We start from the raw sequence: 16360 nt of genomic DNA on the forward strand, positions 1-16360 counted from the left end.
GGGCGCGCGAAATCCTAGGTTGTTAAGGAAAGCGTTTTCCAAACAAGGGATTCAATGATGAGTTCGGTCCAGAGAACAGCGGTCTCGGCATGTGTGGCGCTCGCCACCGGTACGCTCCTCACGTTCGGCGGCCTTTCGGTCCCTGCCGTCGCGGGTCAGCATCAGAATCAGGGGCAGGGGCAGGGGCAGGGGCAGGGCCAGGGTCAGGGCCAGGGTCAGGGGAACGGGGCGCCCATCGGGGGAGTGCAGCTCGAGTACCTCGACCGCGGACTCGTGGGCGCGGTGACCCCGCAGGGCGTCTTCCTCAGCTGGCGGCTGAAGGCCACCGAGGTGACGGGAGCAACGGCCGACGGGCTCACGGGGACGGACTTCACCGTCTACCGCGACGGCGAGGCCATCGCCACCGTCACCGACAGCACCAACTTCCTCGATACGGCCGTCACGGGTGCCGCCGCTGCGGGCGCGCGGTACAGCGTGGGCGCCGTCGTCGACGGGGTGGAGGTGGAGCTGAGCGGCGAGGTCGCACCCTGGGCGCAGGCGTCCACGGACCTGCCGCTCACGAAGCCCGCCGACGGCCTGACCCCGGCGGGCGAGGCCTACACGTACGCGGCGAGCGACCTGAGCGTCGGCGACGTGGACGGCGACGGATCGTACGAGTACTTCGTGAAGTGGGAACCGTCGAACTCGAAGGACGTCTCGCAGGTCGGGTACACGGGCGCCACCTACATCGACACCTACACGGCCGGCGGCCGGCTGTTGAGCAGGGTGGACCTCGGCGTCAACATCCGCTCCGGCGCCCACTACACCCAGTTCATGGTGTCGGACTTCGACGGTGACGGCCGGTCGGAGATGATGCTCAAGACCGCGCCGGGCACGAAGACCACCACCTACGGCCCGGGCGGCGAGGTCGTCGACGAGAGCTACGTGACACTGCCGGCGGCCGACGTCGCCGCCGGTGTCACCAACGGTGACGACTACCGGCTCAGCGCGGCCGGCTACTACGAGCACGTCGTCGGGATGTTCAAGGGCTGGCAGGACCACCCCGAGGTCGCGGCCGGCAACTGGCCGGCGACCCTCGAGGAGGCCTTCGGCATCGAGGAGCGCTACGAGTACCCGCTCTCCGACGCCGACGCGCGCGCACTGACCGACCACTTCGTGGACGTCTACGCGCCGTCACGCAGTGCACGGAACAACCTCCGCGCCTTCGAGGGCTTCATCCTGGACGGCCCCGAGTACCTGACGGTGTTCGAGGGAGCCACGGGAGCCGAGCTCGAGACGGTCCCGTACGAGCCGGGACGCGGTGACGACGGGCTGCTCTGGGGCGACTACGCGATGGCGCGCATCGAGCCGGGCAACAGGGTGGACAGGTTCCTGGCCGGCGTCGCCTACCTCGACGGCGAGAACCCCTCGGCGGTGTTCGCCCGCGGGTACTACACGCGCGCCAAAATCGTCGCCTACAGCTGGGACGGTGAACGGCTGACGCAGGACTGGGCGGTCGACTCGGGCCATGTGCCGATGTCGAACCCGTTCGACGACGGCCCGCACGGCGGCACGGGCAGCAGCGACGAGTTCGGCACGCTGTCCGGGCAGGGCTTCCACTCGCTGAGTGCCGCGGACGTGGACGGCGACGGCCGCCAGGAGATCGTCTACGGCAGCGCCACGATCGACGACGACGGCTCCCTCCTCTACAGCTCCTTCGACACGCTCCCCGCCGGTAGCTCGGCGCCGGGGACCCAGGCGAAGCTCGGCCACGGCGACGCCATCCACGTGACGGACATCGACCCGGACCGCCCCGGCCAGGAGATCTTCTCCGTCCACGAGGGCGCCACGGGGGCTCCGTACGGGTGGGCCATGAGGGACGCCGCCGACGGCGAGGTGCTCTTCGGCGGCTACACGGGCAAGGACACGGGCCGCGGCATGATCGGCGACGTCGATCCGGGCGTCCGGGGTATCGAGAACTGGGCCGTGGGCCTGCGCTCGGCGTCCGGCACCCTGCTGCCGGGCAGCGGGTACGGCACCAACATGAGCATCCGGTGGGCGGCGGACGGCACCACCCAGCTGGTGAACGGCTCCGGCAACCAGACCCCGAGCATCGACGACGCGAAGCGCGGACGACTGCTGACGGCGACCGGTACCCGGACGAACAACGGCACCAAGGGCAACCCGTCGCTCGTCGCCGACGTCCTCGGCGACTGGCGGGAGGAACTGCTGGTCCGCACCGCGGACAGCTCGGCCATCCGGATCTTCACGAGCACCGAGGTGACCGACCGGAAGCTCTACACGCTGATGCACGATCCGCAGTACCGCGCGGAGACCGCCCGCCAGAACACGGCCTACAACCAGCCGGCCTACACGGGCTTCTACCTGGCCTCCGACACCGACTTCACGGACGTGCCGGTACCCGATGCGTTCCTCCCGGGCGCGCTGCCGGCCCTCCAGCGGCAGTTCGAGGACCTGGCCGTCTCCGGTGAGGTGTCCGGGCCGGCGGTCCAGCAGCTGCGGGCCTCCCTCGACCAGGCACAGCGTGCCGTCGAACGGGACCAGGCCGGCAACGCGGCCAGGGCCCTGGGCAAGTTCCTCGAACGGCTCGGGCAGAAGCCCGGCTCGCTGACCGAAGGTGCCCGGACCGCGCTGGCCCACCAGGCGACGGGAATCCTCTCGATGCTGCGGTAGCCGGCGTCGCGGGAAGCCCGCGAATCGTCCGGCAGGGCCGCGTGCGGACGGGCACGTGACCCTGCCGGACCCTGCCGGGAGGGGCCCGGTCGGCCCACGTCCTGCGTGTTCGCTAGATTGGAGGACGTGAGCAACCTCCCCAACGACCTGCTGTCGATCGTCTACTCGAGCAGCGCAGCCCACCCGTTCCCGGACGAGGAGCTGGCCGCCCTGCTGGCCACCAGCAGGGCCAACAACGCCCGCACCCGACTCACGGGGATGCTGCTGCACCGCAGCGGGCGCTTTCTCCAGGTCCTCGAGGGCCCGGCCGACGTGCTGCGTGAGCGGATGTCCGTCATCGCCGCCGATCCCCGCCACCTGGACGTCCGGATCCTCCTCCAGGAGACCATCGATGCCCGGCAGTTCCCCGAGTGGACGATGGCCTTCGAGCCCGCAGCCGGCACGCGCACCGAGGACATCCCGGGATACCGCACCACCTTCGCGGACATCGAGAGCGGGCACGACGGGCACGAGGGCCGGCGCGACGGTGACCCTCAGCGCTCCCTGGCCGCGCTGCGGGAGCTGATCGGCTGGTTCCAGGACCGGGCTCTCCGGTCGCAGTGAGTTCCGGTCCGGGGTCGCCCACGGCGAGGACGGGGCGCCGGGTCTCACGGATCCGTCGCCCCGCCGTCGGACTCACGTCCCGACGAGCTCCCGGATGAAGGCCAGGTGCTCGACGTCCTGGAACGCCCCGCCCTGCTCGTGACCGTTGTAGGGGTACACCTTCATGCGTTTCGGGCCCGCGTAGTGGTTGTGTGCCGCGAACACGCACGACGGCGGGCAGACGTCGTCGAGCAGTCCCACCGAGAACATCGCCGGCATGGTGCTGCGCGCCGCGAAGTTGACGCCGTCGAAGTAGCTGAGCGTCCTGAAGACGGTGTCGACGTCGTTCCGCCGCGTGCCGAGATACCTGACGATCTCGGAGTAGGGCGCGGTGTCGACGATCTCGGTCGCGTGGCGGATGTGCGCTAGGAACGGCACGTCGACGATGGCGCCGACCGGCGGTGTGTCGTTGACCCGCCCGCTGAGGGCCGCCGCGGCGAGGGTGATGCCTCCGCCCTGGCTGCCGCCCGAGACGACCACCCGCGAGGCGTCGACGGCGGGATGCGCCTGGGCGGCCTCGACGGCATGCACGGCGTCGACGAAGAGCCGGCGGTAGTAGTAGGTCTCCGGGTTCCCGATGCCGAGCGTCAGGAAGCCGCCGTGGTGCGGTCCGGCGAGGGTGCCGTCGCCGGTATCGCCCGGGCGGTGGCCCGAGCCCTGCCCGCGGAGGTCCATGACGAAGGAGGCGAAGCCGGCACTCGGCAGGGCCGTCCACTCGCCGGGCAGGCCGCGCCCGCCGCCGTAGCCGATGAAGGTGACGACGGTGGGCAGGGGGCCGGTGAGATGCCTCGGCCTGAGCAGCCAGCCCCTGATCGGCTGTCCGTCGTACCCGGAGAAGGTGACGTCCTCGGTGATCAGCTGGGAGTAGCCCGCATCGACCTCCCGGAACAGGGGAGCAGCGGCGTGCTTCCGCTGTTCCGCCAGGGTGCGGTCCCAGAAGGCGTCGTAGTCGGCGGGTTCGTCGCGTTCCGGGAGGTAGTCGCGCAGGTCGGGCAGGGGGAGGTCGAAGTGGGGCATGGATGAAATCCTTTCAGGCGGAACAGGGGAGGATGAAGCGCGGAGAAGCCGGAGCAGGCACGCTGTTGACCATTGATACGATTCAACCTACGCTGTCGGATAACGCTTTCCCAGAGGCGTTCCACGATGGCTGACGAAGATGTTTCCAGGAGGACAAAGATGTTCCGCATACTCTCACGGCGCACCCTGACGGGCGTTGCAGCCCTTGCCGCTGCAGGGCTGGCCCTGACCGGCTGCGGCGGAGGCGGGGGCGAACCCGCAGCCGTCGACACCGAAGAACAGATCACGCTCAACTACACGTTCTGGGGCAACGACGACCGCGCCGCCCGCTACGACGAGGCCATCGCGGCGTTCGAGGAGAAGTATCCGAACATCACGATCAACGACACGTTCACGGACTACCCCTCCTACTGGGAGAAGCGGCAGACCGAGGCTGCCGGTGGCGGGCTCCCCGACGTCATGCAGTTCGACTACACCTACCTCCGCCAGTACGGCGACAACGGCCTGCTCCTGAACCTCGAGGAGTACTTCGGCAACGGCATCACCACCGACGCCATCGACGAGAGCCTGCTCTCCACCGGCAAGCTCGAGGACGGCACCTTCGCCATCCCCACCGGCTACAGCGCGTGGTCCGTCTTCCAGAACCCGGGCCTGCTGGCCGAGGCCGGCGTCGAGCCCTACGCGGGCGGGACGAGCTGGGAGGAGTACGACACCTACATGGCGTCCGTCACCGATGCATCCGGCGGCACGGTCTACGGAGGTACGGACACGACGCAGCGGATCCAGGACCTGGAGCTCAAGCTGCGCCAGGACGGCCGCCAGCTGTTCACCGACGAGGGCGAACTGAACTTCACGCAGGAGGAGCTCGCGGAGCACTGGCAGGAAGGCCAGGCGAACCGCGACGAGGTCACCGTGCCGCAGAGCAAGCTCGAGGAGATCAATCCCGTCTCCGGCTTCGGCGGCAACCTGACCACCAGCGAGATGAGCTGGAGCAACTTCCTCGGCGGCTACCTGGGGGACTCCGGCGCCGAGGAGATCACCATCGTCGCTCCTCCGACGAGCAACCCCGACGAGAAGGACCTGTACCGCAAGGTCGGCCTCATGCAGGCCGCTTCCTCCTCGACCGAGCACCCCGAGGCAGCGGCGGCCTTCGTCGACTTCCTGATCAACAGCCCCGAGGTCGGGGGCATCTTCGGTGCGACCCTCGGCATCCCTGCATCCGGGACGCAGCTCGAAGGCGCGAACCTCGAGGGACCCGACAAGGCCGTCCAGGACTACCTCGACTCCATCTCCGACCGCCTGGGCGAGGCCCCGGCAGCGCCGGTGGCGGGCTTCGGCGCGATCGAGCAGACCTTTTGGGACCTCGGCAAGTCCATCGGTCTCGGTACAGTGACCCCCGAGGAGGCGGCCCAGCAGTTCTTCGACGAGGCCGCCGTCACCCTCGGCAGCTGAGCAGACAAAGGAGTTTGACCGTGACCACGGACTCGGCGCACGCGCCGGCAACAGATCGCAGCGCCGATTCCGGCGCCCGCCCGGCGGACAGCCGCCGGGCGGGCGCGTCACGGCCCCGGCGTTCCCGTCACCGGGACTCCCTCGCGGGGTACATCTTCCTCTCGCCCTGGCTGCTGGGCTTCGTCGGCCTCACGCTGGGACCCATGCTGGCGTCGCTCTACCTGGCGTTCACGGACTACAACCTGTTCACCGCTCCTGAATGGACGGGGCTGGAGAACCTCGGCCGCATGGCCGAGGACGAGAAGTTCTGGGGATCCGTGCGGATCACCCTGATCTACGTCCTCGTGGGGACGCCCATCAAACTGGCCGCGGCACTCGCGGTGGCCATGCTCCTGAACTACAAGGCGAAGGGCACGGGCTTCTTCCGCTCGGCCTTCTACGCACCGAGCCTCATCGGAGCCAGCGTCAGCATCGCGATCGTCTGGCGGGCCATGTTCTCCACCGACGGTCCCGTGGACGGCACCCTGAACCTTTTCGGCATCAACCTCGGCGGCTGGATCGGCAACCCCTCGCTGATCATGCCCATGATGATCCTGCTGGCCGTGTGGCAGTTCGGCGCTCCCATGGTGATCTTCCTCGCCGGCCTCAAGGGCGTCCCCGCCGAGCTGTACGAGGCCGCGTCCGTCGACGGCGCGAAGGCATGGCGCAAGTTCCTCAGCGTCACGGTGCCGATGCTCTCACCCGTCATCTTCTTCAACCTGCTGCTCGAGATGATCAACGCGTTCCAGGTCTTCGCCTCGGCGTACATCATCGGCTCGGGGACGGGCGGGCCCGGCGGCGCCACCAACTTCTACACCGTGTACCTCTACACGAGGGCGTTCGCGAACAACCAGATGGGCTACGCCTCGGCGATGGCCTGGGTGCTGCTGCTCGCCGTGGGCGTCCTCGCCTTCATCCTCTTCCGTACTTCCAGGAGCTGGGTCCACTACGCAGGAGACTCCAAGTGACCACCATCGAATCGAACCCTGCCGTACCCGTCCCGCGGAACACCGCCGGTGACCCGCAGCCCCGGCCGCGGCGGCGCCCCCTGCGCCGGCACATCCCCACCGCGCTCTGGGTCGTGGGCATCGTCGCCCTGACGGCGATCGTGCTCTACCCGCTCCTGTGGATGTTCTCGGCGTCGCTGAAGCCGAACTCGGAGTTCGGCAGCAACCAGGGCTTCTTCCCCGAGAATCCCACCTTCGACAACTTCGTGAAGGTGATGCAGGGTATCGCCGGCATCCCGACCTGGAAGTTCTTCCTCAACTCGCTGCTGCTCGGCATCGGCGCGGTGATCGGCACGGTCATCTCCTCGTCCATGGCCGCCTACGCGTTCTCGAGGATCAACTTCCGGGGCAGCAGGATCCTCTTCGCGGCCATGATCGGGACGCTGCTCCTGCCCTTCCACGTGCTGATCATCCCGCAGTACATCATCTTCAGGAACCTCGGCCTGATCGACACCTTCTGGCCGCTCCTGGCGGGCAAGTTCCTCGCCACCGAGGCGTTCTTCGTCTTCCTCATGGTCCAGTTCATCCGCAACCTGCCACGGGAACTGGACGAGGCGGCGCGCATCGACGGCTGCGGCCACGGCCGGATCTTCTTCTCGATCACGCTGCCGCTGATCAAGCCCGCCCTCATCACGTCGTCGATCTTCGCGTTCATCTGGAGCTGGAACGACTTCCTCGGCCCGCTCCTCTACCTGAACTCGCCGGACAAGTACCCGCTGCCGCTCGCCCTGCGCATCTTCAACGACCAGACGAGCACCTCGGACTACGGGGCGACCATCGCGATCTCCGTGCTCGCCCTGCTGCCGGTGATGCTGTTCTTCATCATCTTCCAGCGCTTCCTGGTCGACGGCGTCGCGACGCAGGGTATCAAGGGATGAGTCCCCGCCGGCGCGACGCGGCCGGCCGCGGACGGCAGGCCGCCCTCCGCGACGGCAGCGCCCTGCGCTGGCCGGGCGCGACGGCGAAGTTCGCCCTGTTCGGTGAGGTCCTCTGGGTCGGCGTGCTCTGCTGCATCGCGGGCCTGGCGATCGTCACGGTTCCCGCGTCCTTCGCGGCCGGCTCCGCGCACCTGCACCGCTTCCTGCGGGCCGAGGACTCGACCGTCCGGCAGTTCGCCGCCGACTTCACGGCAGCGCTCCGGACGGGCTGGCTCGTCGGGGTCGGGCTGCTCGTCGCAGCCGCGCTCCTCGTGCTGGATCTCGTGGTCGCCGGCTCGCGGACCCTGCCGGGCTGGCAGCTCGTCCTGGCCGCCGGGATCGTCCTGCTGCTGGGATTGCTCGCGGGCCTCGCGGGGATCACGGCCCGCTGGCAGGCCGCCCGCTCCTGGCGGGCCGCGGGACACCTGTGGCTCACGGACGTGCGGGAGGACCCCGCGGGCGTCGCCTGGCTCGCCGCCGCCGTCGTCCTCACCGCGATGGTCGGCTGGCAGCTGCCGCCGCTCATCGTCCCCGGGGTGGGCTGCCTCGTGTTCGCCGCCCTCGCGACGTCCGTGCGCGAGCGCCGCTCCCGCCCCTGACCGCCCCGACCCCTGGAGACCCCTTGCACTACGGCGCCGACTACAACCCCGAGCAGTGGCCCGAGGAGGTCTGGCCGGAGGACGTGGCCCGCATGCGCGAGGCCGGCGTCACCATGGTCAGCCTGGGCATCTTCTCCTGGGCGCGCATCCAGCCGTCCGAGCACGAGTTCGATTTCGGCTGGCTGGACCGCGTCATCGGCCTCCTGCACGACGGCGGGATCGCCGTGGACCTCGCCACCGCGACGGCGTCGCCCCCGCCCTGGGCGACGGTCGCCTACCCGGAGATGCTGGCGGCCGACGAGCGCGGCACGCCCTACTGGCACGGCAGCCGCCAGCACTACGCCCCGTCTTCACCCGCCTACCGGACGCTGGCCGCGGCCCTCGTCACGCAGATCGCCGAGCGCTACGCCCGGCACCCCGCCGTCGTCCTCTGGCACGTCAACAACGAGTACGGCTGCCACCTGGCCATCGACTACTCGGACGCCGCGCGTGATGCGTTCCGACGGTGGCTGCTGGCGAGGTACGGCACGGTCGACGCCCTCAACGACGCGTGGGGCACCATGTTCTGGTCCCAGCGCTACGGGTCCTTCGCGGAGGTCTTCCCGCCACGGCACGCGCCCTACAGCCACAACCCGGGGCAGCTGCTCGACTACCGCCGGTTCACTTCGGACATGCTGCTCGAGTGCTACCGGATGGAACGGGACATCATCCGCGCCGCGGGGGCCGAACAGCCGATCACCACCAACTTCATGGGCGCGTTCAAGCCCGTGAACTACGCGCAGTGGGCGGCGGAGCTCGACGTCATCAGCGACGATCTCTACCCCGACCCCGACGATCCCGAGGGTTTCAGGGACGGGGCCTTCCACGGCGACCTCATGCGGTCGCTCAAGCCCGGAACGCCCTGGCTGCTGATGGAGCAGGCCTCCAACGCGGTCAACTGGCGCCCGTCCAACGCGCCCAAGGCGCCCGGCCAGCTCGCCGCGCAGAGCATGCAGGCCGTCGCGCGGGGGGCCGACGCCATCCTGTTCTTCCAGTGGCGTCAGTCGCGGGCAGGCTCGGAGAAGTTCCACTCGGGGATGCTGCCGCACGCCGGCACGCAGACCCGCACCTGGCGCGAGGTGATGGCGCTCGGCCGGGAGCTCGGGCATCTCCCCGGTCTGCCGCCCGACGACGGCACGGCCCGCGTCGCGATCCTGCTGGACTGGGAGAACTGGTGGGCGATCGAGAATCCCGACCATCCCACCTCCCTCGACTACCTGTCGCTCGTGCGGTGCTGGTACGACGCCGCACACCGTCTCCACGTGCAGGTCGACCTGGTGCCGCCCACCGCCGACCTCTCCCGCTACCGCGCCGTCGTCGCACCCCACCTCTACCTGCTGACGCAGCAGGCCGCGGCGAACCTGACCGCGTTCGTCGGGGCGGGAGGGCACCTGCTCGTCACGGCGTTCAGCGACGTCGTCGACGAGAGCGACCGCTTCCGGGCCGGCGGGTTCGGGACCCAGCTGCGCGACCTCCTGGGCATCGTGGTCGAGGACTTCGGCGCGCTGGTGGCCCCGGGGTCATCGGGCCCGGGACAGCAGGAGGCCCGGGTGGCCGGCGGGGGATTCGCCTTCCCGGGGTCCCTCCTGGCCGAGGAGGTGCACGCCGTCGACGCCGAGGTGCTGGCCGCATTCGACGGCGGCAGGCAGGCCGGCCGGCCCGCGCTGACGGCGCACTCCTCCGGCGCGGGCACGGCGTACTACCTGGCCACGGTGCCCGACGACGACGGCGCCGGGCAGGTGCTCCGGCATCTGTTCGGCGCGGCGCAGGTGGAACCCGTACTGCCGGGGCTCCCGCCCCTGGTCGAGGCGATCCGCCGGGGTCGGCTGCTCACCGTCATCAATCACGGGAGCGAGACCGTGCACGTCGGGGTGCAGGGCCGGGACGCCCTCGGCGGGGCCGCGGTCCGGGGGATCACCCTGCAGCAGTTCGGCTACGCCCTGGTCCTCACGGGGGACTGAGCCCGGGAGGTGCCGGCAGGAGCCCGCCGGCCGGACGACGTCCGCCGGACGACGCCGGGCCCGGGCCATCGGCCGACGCCCGGGTACACCGCCGCGGAACCGGGTGCAAGGCAGTCCTCCCGGTCCCGGGTGGCTGCGGCTCCCACGGCCGCGGGCCTACGCTCGGGTGCATGGACCAGCCGACCGAAGAACATCATCTGAAGGACCTCGGCGAGACCGAGGGGATCGACCCGACCGACGTGGGCCGGATCCAGGACGCACCGCTGACCGCCGCGGACGAGGTCGACCTCATCGCCGACCAGGTCGTGCCCGACGCCGATCCGTCGCCGGAGACCCTCGCCGGGAACCTCGGCCTCGAGGGTTCCGCGGACAACCCGACGAAGGACGACCGCTTCACGGGCGGCTCGCACTGACCTGAGGACGGTGTGCCCGCATCGGGCCCCACGGGGTTGGGGCCTCCTGCCTATCCGCGCAGCTGCTGCACCATGTCGAGCACGACGGCGCGGAGGTCGCCGTCGTTCTCCTCCGCGATCCGCCGCTGGCGCTGGTACCCGGCGCCGCGCCGCAGGATGTCCTCCACGTCGGCGAGCTCGTCGCTGCAGCCGAGTTTCGCGGCGACCGGCTCGAGCCGGTCGAGGACCTCGACGAGGTGCTCGGTGACGAGCTGCTCGTTGCCCTCGGCGTCGAGGATGATGATGGCGTCGAGGCCGTACCGGGCGGCCCTCCACTTGTTCTCCTGGATGTGCCAGGGCGGCATGAGGGGGATGCTGCCGCCGGCGTCGAGCGTCTCCGAGAACTCGTGGACGAGGCACTGCGTCAGGGCCGCGACGGCACCGACGTCCTGCAGGGTCGAGAGCCCGTCGCACACCCGCATCTCCACCGTGCCGAGGTTGCCGACCGGGCGGATGTCCCAGCGGATCTCGCTCACGGAGTCGATCACCCCGGTGGTGGACATGTCCTGGACGTAGGACTCGTACGCGGCCCAGTCGTCGAAGTGGAACGGGAGCCCGGCCGTGGGCAGCTGCTGGAACATGAGGGCCCGCTGCGAGGCGTACCCCGTGTCCTCGCCACCCCAGAACGGTGAGGAGGCGGAGAGGGCCTGGAAGTGCGGGAAGTAGTTGGTGAGGCCGTCCACCACGGGCAGCGCCTTGTCCCGGTGGTCGAGCCCCACGTGGACGTGCACGCCGTAGATGACCATCTGCCGGCCCCACCACTGCGTGCGGTCGATCAGCTTCGCGTAGCGCTCGCGGTCCGTCACCTGCTGGGCGCGGGGCGCGCTGAAGGGATGCGACCCGGCGCAGAAGAGCTCCACGCCCATGGGATCGGTGACCTCACGGACGGCGGCGAGGGAGCGGGAGAGATCGGCCTTCGCCTCGTCGACGGTGGTGCAGACACCCGTGACGAGCTCCACGGTGTTGAGCAGGAGTTCCTGCTTGATGTGCGGGTGCTCGTCGTCGTCCTGCAGCTCGGGGTGGTTCGCGCTGACACCGCGCAGGACCTGGTCGGCCACGGACACGAGTTCGCCGTTGTAGCGGTCCACGAGCGCGAGCTCCCACTCGACGCCGAGGGTGGACTGGGCCGATTGCGCGAAGTCGATCTTCAAGGGCTGGCTCCTGGAGCGATGCGGGGGATGGTGGTGCCTCGGCAACGCGCCGTCGCGGGAAGAGACTCGTCCCAATATTAGTACCTGCCACTCGGACATGGCACGGGCGGCGGTGCGATCGGACGTGCTGCTGGGATGATGGGTGGGTGCCCATCCTGAACAAAGACATGACCCTCTGCATCTCCCTGGCCGCGCGGCCCAGCAACATCGGCACGCGCTTCCACAACTACCTGTACGACGAGCTGGGACTCAACTACGTCTACAAGGCCTTCACCACGAAGGACCTGCCCTCGGCCATCGCGGGTCTGCGCGGGCTCGGCATCCGTGGCTGCGCCGTCTCGATGCCGTTCAAGGAGGATGTGATCGCCCTCGTGGACCACCTCGACCCGTCCGCGAAGGCCATCGACTCCGTCAACACCATCGTGAACGACGACGGCGTCCTCACCGCCTACAACACCGACTACCTCGCCGTGGAGCGGCTGCTCCGCGAGCACGCGGTACCTCCGACGCACTCGGTGCTCGTGCAGGGATCCGGGGGCATGGCGAAGGCCGTGGTGGCGGCCCTGCGCGATTCCGGCTTCACCCGGGTGACCGTGGTCGCCCGCAACGAACGCACGGGACGCGCGCTCGCGGACCTGTACGGCTTCGCCTGGCAGCAGGAGGTGGGGGAGTCGACCGCGGACCTGATCCTCAACGTCACGCCCCTCGGCATGGTCGGTGCCGACGCCGCTGCCGTCGCCTTCCCGCAGGCCGCGATCGACGCGGCGCGCGTCGTGTTCGACGTCGTCGCCTCGCCCTCGGAGACGCCGCTGATCCTCGCTGCCCGGCAGGCCGGCACGCCGGTCATCACGGGCGCCGAGGTGGTCGCGCTCCAGGCCGAGGAGCAGTTCGTCCTCTACACCGGCGTGCGGCCCACACCGGAGCAGGTCCGCGCGGCGGGGGAGTTCTCCCGCCAGGAGGCCTGACCAGCGCCTGAACCGGCACACCCGGCGCCGGTCAGGCGGCTACAGCCGGTACCAGCGCACGCCGTGCGGTTCGATCGTCACGCCCGCGCGCAGGTCGGCGCGCTCGCCGCCGATGAGGTCGAGGGCCGTGTCGGGCAGCCCGGACAGGGTGACGGCGGTGACGTCCTGCGGGGTGTCGGCGAAGTTCGCGAGCACGACGACGGTCGATTGCCGGCCGTCAGGCTGCATGGCGGGCGGGCCGGGGCGCTGGTAGCCGAGCACGTGCTGGTTGTTCGTGTCGAAGGGCACCAGGCGGCCGCCGGCGAACTCGGGGGTCTGCCGGCGCACCTCGACGAGACGGCGGAGGCCGGTGAAGATCGCCCCGGCATCCGTCGTCGGGTCCTGCCGGTGCGCGTAGGCCTCGGCGGGGTAGGCGGGGCGGCCGACCCAGCGGCTGTCGTCCGCCTTGGCCGGGTCGTCGCGGTAGGAGTAGTCGTTGAGCTGGCCCACCTCGTCACCGAGGTAGAGCAGCGGGATTCCGCCCGTGCTGAGGATGATCGAGTGCGCCAGGAGGATCCGCGCCACCCCGGCGCCGGTTCCTGCCCCGGCTCCTGCCCCGGTTCCTGTGCGGTCCGCCTCGAGGCCGGCAAGTGACGCCGTCGTCCCGGAGATCCGGCAGTCGCCCGTGCGCGGGTTGTCCTGGAAGGGGACCCCGCGCGCGAAGCTGCCGGGGAACCGGTCGACGAAGAACGCGTTGAGGAACCGGCGGTGGTCGTGCCCGTCGATGCCGAGCTCCGCGGCGTCCTCGTCGGAGAACGTCCAGCCGATGTCGTCGTGGCTGCGCACGTAGTTGACCCACGCGGTCCCCTCGGGGAGGTCGTGCCGCCGCTCGAGGGCCTGAGCGAGGAGCGAGACCTCCCGGGTGGCCAGCGAGTTCCAGATCAGCGCCATCTGCAGCGGGTTGTAGCTGAGCTGGCATTCCCCGCGGTCGACGTACTGCACCACCTCGTCGGGGTGCACGATCGCCTCGGACTTGAACAGCAGCGAGGGGGCCGCGAGCCGGCACACCGCATTGAACGCCTGCAGCAGCAGGTGGGCCTCCGGCAGGCTCTCGCAGGTGGTGCCCAGCTGCTTCCAGATGAACGCGACGGCGTCCATGCGGAGAATGTCCACGCCCTGGTTCGCGAGGTACAGCATCTCGCCCGCCATGGCCCGGAACACCGCCGGGTTGCTGTAGTCGAGGTCCCACTGGAAGGAGTGGAACGTGGCCCAGACCCACCGGCCGTCGTCGAGCTGCACGAACGAGCCCGGGTGGTCGTCGGGGAAGATCTCCCGCACGGTCCGCTCGTAGGCGTCGGGCATCCGGCGGTCGGGGTAGATCAGGTAGAAGTCCTCGTAGTCGGGGTCGCCCGCCCTGGCCTTGCGGGCCCATTCGTGCTCGTCGGAGGTGTGGTTGAAGATGAAGTCGACCACGAGGGCCATGCCGCTCCCGCGCAGCTCGCGGGCGAGGTCGGCGAGCTCGTCCATGGTCCCGAGCGACGGGTCCACCCGGCGGTAGCTGGACACGGCGTAGCCGCCGTCGGAGTTCTCCGCCGGCGCCTCGAACAAGGGCATCAGGTGCAGGTAGGTCAGGCCGAGCTCCCGGAAGTAGGGGATGCGCTCCCGGAGGCCGGAGAGGCTGCCCGCGTAGAGGTCGACGTAGCAGACACCCCCGAGCATCCGGTGGGAGGAGAACCAGTCCGGGGACGCGGCACGGGCGGCGTCGACGGCCTTCAGGTCCGCGGGCCGGTCCTGCCACGAGGCCGCCGCGTCGAGGACCACCTGCAGCAGCTCGTCCTCGGATCCCGGCCCGTAGATGCTGGAGAAGAGCGACTGCAGCCGGGGGAACTCGGCGTCGAGGCGTGCCTCGAAGGACTGCCAGTCGGCGTCGGGCGTGGTCTCCCGACGCGCGGACCGGAGTTCGGCCCGGACACGGTCCACGGGCAGGGAAGGAGGACTCATCCGGCAAGCCTATTGCAGCCTCCTCCGGTCGCGGCCGGGACGCACGAAGCGCCGCGCCCCTGGCGGGACGCGGCGCTTCCTGGAACGTGTGGCGGAACCGCCGGGGTTACTCGGAGACCGGGATCGACTGCGACGTGAGGGAGTCGATGGTCTTCTGCTGCCCGTTCTCGAGGGCGTCCATCAGGGTGCCGGAGCCGCCGATCGCAGCACCGAACCCGTCGGAGACGTCCGTGTAGGTCTGCGTCATCGTGGGGCCCCAGGTGAAGTCGGGGTTCACGTTCGCTGATGCGTCGGCGAAGACGTCGTAGATCTTCTGTCCGCCGTAGTAGTCGACACCGCCGGCGAAGGCTTCGAGCTCGGTCGCGGACTTCGCGGCCGGGTAGATGCCACCGAGCTCGTTGGCGAGCGCGAGGGCTTCGGGGTCGGTGTTGAGCCAGAGCGCGAACTTGGCGGCCTCGGCCGGGTGGTCGGAGCCCTTCAGCACCGCGGTGGACGAGCCGCCCCAGTTGCCTGCGGCGTTCCCGCCGTCCTCCCACTGCGGCATCGGGGCGACGGCCCACTTGCCGGCGGTGTCGGGTGCGCCGGTGGACAGGGTCGTGGCGCCCCAGACGGCGGACACCCAGGTCCACTGCTGGCCCTCGTTGAACGAGGCGTTCCACTCGTCGGAGAAGGACGGCAGGGTGGAGACGAGGTCCTTCGACAGGAGGTCCTGCCAGTAGGTGGCGACCTCCTCGGACTCGGGGCTCGTCAGGTTGACGTCCCAGCTCTCGCCGTCGTTCGCGAACCACTGGCCGCCGTTCTGCCAGACCATGCCGGCGAACCAGTTGACGTCCGACTTCGGGAAGTTGGTGATGAAGGAGCCCTGAGCCTTGATCTGCTCAGCTGCCGCCGCGTACTCCTCCCATGTGGTGGGGACCTCGATGCCGGCCTGCTCGAAGAGGTCGGCGCGGTAGTACATGGCCATGGGGCCGCTGTCCTGCGGGATCGCGTAGACGGAACCCTCCTCGCCGAAGGTCACCTGTCCCCAGGTCCAGTCGACGAACTGGTCCTGGGCGTCGGCGACACCCTCGCAGCCGGCGATGTTCTCCAGGCCGTCCTGGACACGGAAGTTCGGCAGGGCGTCGTACTCGACCTGGCCGAGGTCGGGGGCGTTGCCGGCCTGGATCTGGTTGAAGAAGTTCTGGTAGGTGCCGGAGTTGCCGTTGGGTCCGGTCTGCACCTCGACCTGGATGTCGGGGTTCTCGGCGTTCCACAGCTCGACGACCTTGTCCATGCCGGGGACCCAGGTGGTGAAGTTCAGGGTGACGGGGCCCTCCGAGGCCTCGCAGGGAGCCGCTTCCGCTCCGGCCTCGGTGCTGTCTCCGCCGGCTGAACAGCCGGAGAGAGCCAGCGCAGAGATCATGGCAAAGGCCGCGGTGACTTTTCCGTAATGCGCGCGCATTGTCTTTCCTATCGTCGATTGTGCA

At 69.8% G+C, this 16360-nt stretch carries 13 protein-coding genes; 9 read left to right on the top strand and 4 right to left on the bottom strand.

The window, feature by feature from the left end:
- Positions 1 to 57 precede the first annotated feature (57 nt).
- A complete protein-coding gene (locus tag ACX80K_RS07945; RefSeq protein ID WP_459271287.1) occupies positions 58 to 2673 on the top strand; it encodes a rhamnogalacturonan lyase in 2616 nt (871 codons plus the stop codon).
- A gap of 126 nt (positions 2674 to 2799) precedes the next feature.
- Positions 2800 to 3276 (top strand): BLUF domain-containing protein, encoded by a 477-nt coding sequence (locus ACX80K_RS07950; RefSeq protein WP_459271288.1) that lies wholly within the window; start codon positions 2800 to 2802, stop codon positions 3274 to 3276.
- Between the two features lie 72 nt (positions 3277 to 3348).
- Here the strand turns inward: ACX80K_RS07950 and ACX80K_RS07955 are convergent, their stop codons facing one another.
- The gene (locus tag ACX80K_RS07955; protein ID WP_459271289.1) at positions 3349 to 4332 is read right to left on the bottom strand and encodes an acetylxylan esterase; all 984 of its coding nucleotides are present in this window, start codon (positions 4330 to 4332) and stop codon (positions 3349 to 3351) included.
- Positions 4333 to 4491: 159 nt separating this feature from the next.
- Between ACX80K_RS07955 and ACX80K_RS07960 the strand changes: the two genes are divergently transcribed.
- From ACX80K_RS07960 to ACX80K_RS07985, 6 genes are all read left to right on the top strand, one after another.
- Positions 4492 to 5784: an ABC transporter substrate-binding protein gene (locus ACX80K_RS07960; protein ID WP_459271290.1), complete on the top strand. Its 1293-nt coding sequence runs from the start codon at positions 4492 to 4494 to the stop codon at positions 5782 to 5784.
- Positions 5785 to 5804: 20 nt separating this feature from the next.
- On the top strand, positions 5805 to 6791 hold the full coding sequence (locus tag ACX80K_RS07965) for a carbohydrate ABC transporter permease (protein ID WP_459271291.1): 987 nt from the start codon (positions 5805 to 5807) through the stop codon (positions 6789 to 6791).
- Positions 6788 to 7708, top strand: coding sequence for a carbohydrate ABC transporter permease (locus ACX80K_RS07970; RefSeq protein ID WP_459271292.1), 921 nt, complete (start codon positions 6788 to 6790; stop codon positions 7706 to 7708). The genes ACX80K_RS07965 and ACX80K_RS07970 overlap by 4 nt, the downstream gene beginning before the upstream one ends.
- Positions 7705 to 8346, top strand: coding sequence for a hypothetical protein (locus ACX80K_RS07975; RefSeq protein ID WP_459271293.1), 642 nt, complete (start codon positions 7705 to 7707; stop codon positions 8344 to 8346). Before ACX80K_RS07970 ends, ACX80K_RS07975 begins: the two co-directional genes overlap by 4 nt.
- A 23-nt stretch (positions 8347 to 8369) precedes the next feature.
- Positions 8370 to 10346: a beta-galactosidase gene (locus tag ACX80K_RS07980; protein WP_459271294.1), complete on the top strand. Its 1977-nt coding sequence runs from the start codon at positions 8370 to 8372 to the stop codon at positions 10344 to 10346.
- A 170-nt stretch (positions 10347 to 10516) separates the two neighbouring features.
- Positions 10517 to 10759 (top strand): hypothetical protein, encoded by a 243-nt coding sequence (locus ACX80K_RS07985; RefSeq protein WP_459271295.1) that lies wholly within the window; start codon positions 10517 to 10519, stop codon positions 10757 to 10759.
- Positions 10760 to 10809: 50 nt separating this feature from the next.
- Here the strand turns inward: ACX80K_RS07985 and ACX80K_RS07990 are convergent, their stop codons facing one another.
- Positions 10810 to 11949 carry a glutamate--cysteine ligase gene (locus ACX80K_RS07990; protein ID WP_459271296.1) on the bottom strand — a complete coding sequence of 380 codons (1140 nt, stop codon included), beginning with the start codon at positions 11947 to 11949 and terminating at the stop codon, positions 10810 to 10812.
- Positions 11950 to 12095: 146 nt separating this feature from the next.
- Here ACX80K_RS07990 and ACX80K_RS07995 point away from each other — a divergent pair, with 146 nt between their 5' ends.
- Positions 12096 to 12914 (top strand): shikimate 5-dehydrogenase, encoded by an 819-nt coding sequence (locus ACX80K_RS07995; RefSeq protein WP_459271297.1) that lies wholly within the window; start codon positions 12096 to 12098, stop codon positions 12912 to 12914.
- A 39-nt stretch (positions 12915 to 12953) separates the two neighbouring features.
- On the opposite strand, the gene ACX80K_RS08000 is transcribed toward ACX80K_RS07995, so the two are convergent.
- Both ACX80K_RS08000 and ACX80K_RS08005 read right to left on the bottom strand, forming a co-directional pair.
- Positions 12954 to 14894: an alpha-amylase family protein gene (locus ACX80K_RS08000; protein ID WP_459271298.1), complete on the bottom strand. Its 1941-nt coding sequence runs from the start codon at positions 14892 to 14894 to the stop codon at positions 12954 to 12956.
- A gap of 106 nt (positions 14895 to 15000) precedes the next feature.
- The gene (locus ACX80K_RS08005) at positions 15001 to 16335 is read right to left on the bottom strand and encodes an ABC transporter substrate-binding protein (RefSeq protein WP_459271299.1); all 1335 of its coding nucleotides are present in this window, start codon (positions 16333 to 16335) and stop codon (positions 15001 to 15003) included.
- Positions 16336 to 16360 lie beyond the last annotated feature (25 nt).

Source organism: Arthrobacter sorbitolis (genome assembly GCF_054510995.1).

Bases quoted from the DNA above. Each gene is read 5' to 3' on its own strand.
- ACX80K_RS07960 (WP_459271290.1), top strand. From the start codon at position 4,492: ATGTTCCGCATACTCTCACGGCGCACCCTGACGGGCGTTGCAGCCCTT.
- ACX80K_RS08005 (WP_459271299.1), bottom strand. From the start codon at position 16,335: ATGCGCGCGCATTACGGAAAAGTCACCGCGGCCTTTGCCATGATCTCT.
- ACX80K_RS08000 (WP_459271298.1), bottom strand. From the start codon at position 14,894: ATGAGTCCTCCTTCCCTGCCCGTGGACCGTGTCCGGGCCGAACTCCGG.
- ACX80K_RS07945 (WP_459271287.1), top strand. From the start codon at position 58: ATGAGTTCGGTCCAGAGAACAGCGGTCTCGGCATGTGTGGCGCTCGCC.
- ACX80K_RS07955 (WP_459271289.1), bottom strand. From the start codon at position 4,332: ATGCCCCACTTCGACCTCCCCCTGCCCGACCTGCGCGACTACCTCCCG.
- ACX80K_RS07975 (WP_459271293.1), top strand. From the start codon at position 7,705: ATGAGTCCCCGCCGGCGCGACGCGGCCGGCCGCGGACGGCAGGCCGCC.
- ACX80K_RS07985 (WP_459271295.1), top strand. From the start codon at position 10,517: ATGGACCAGCCGACCGAAGAACATCATCTGAAGGACCTCGGCGAGACC.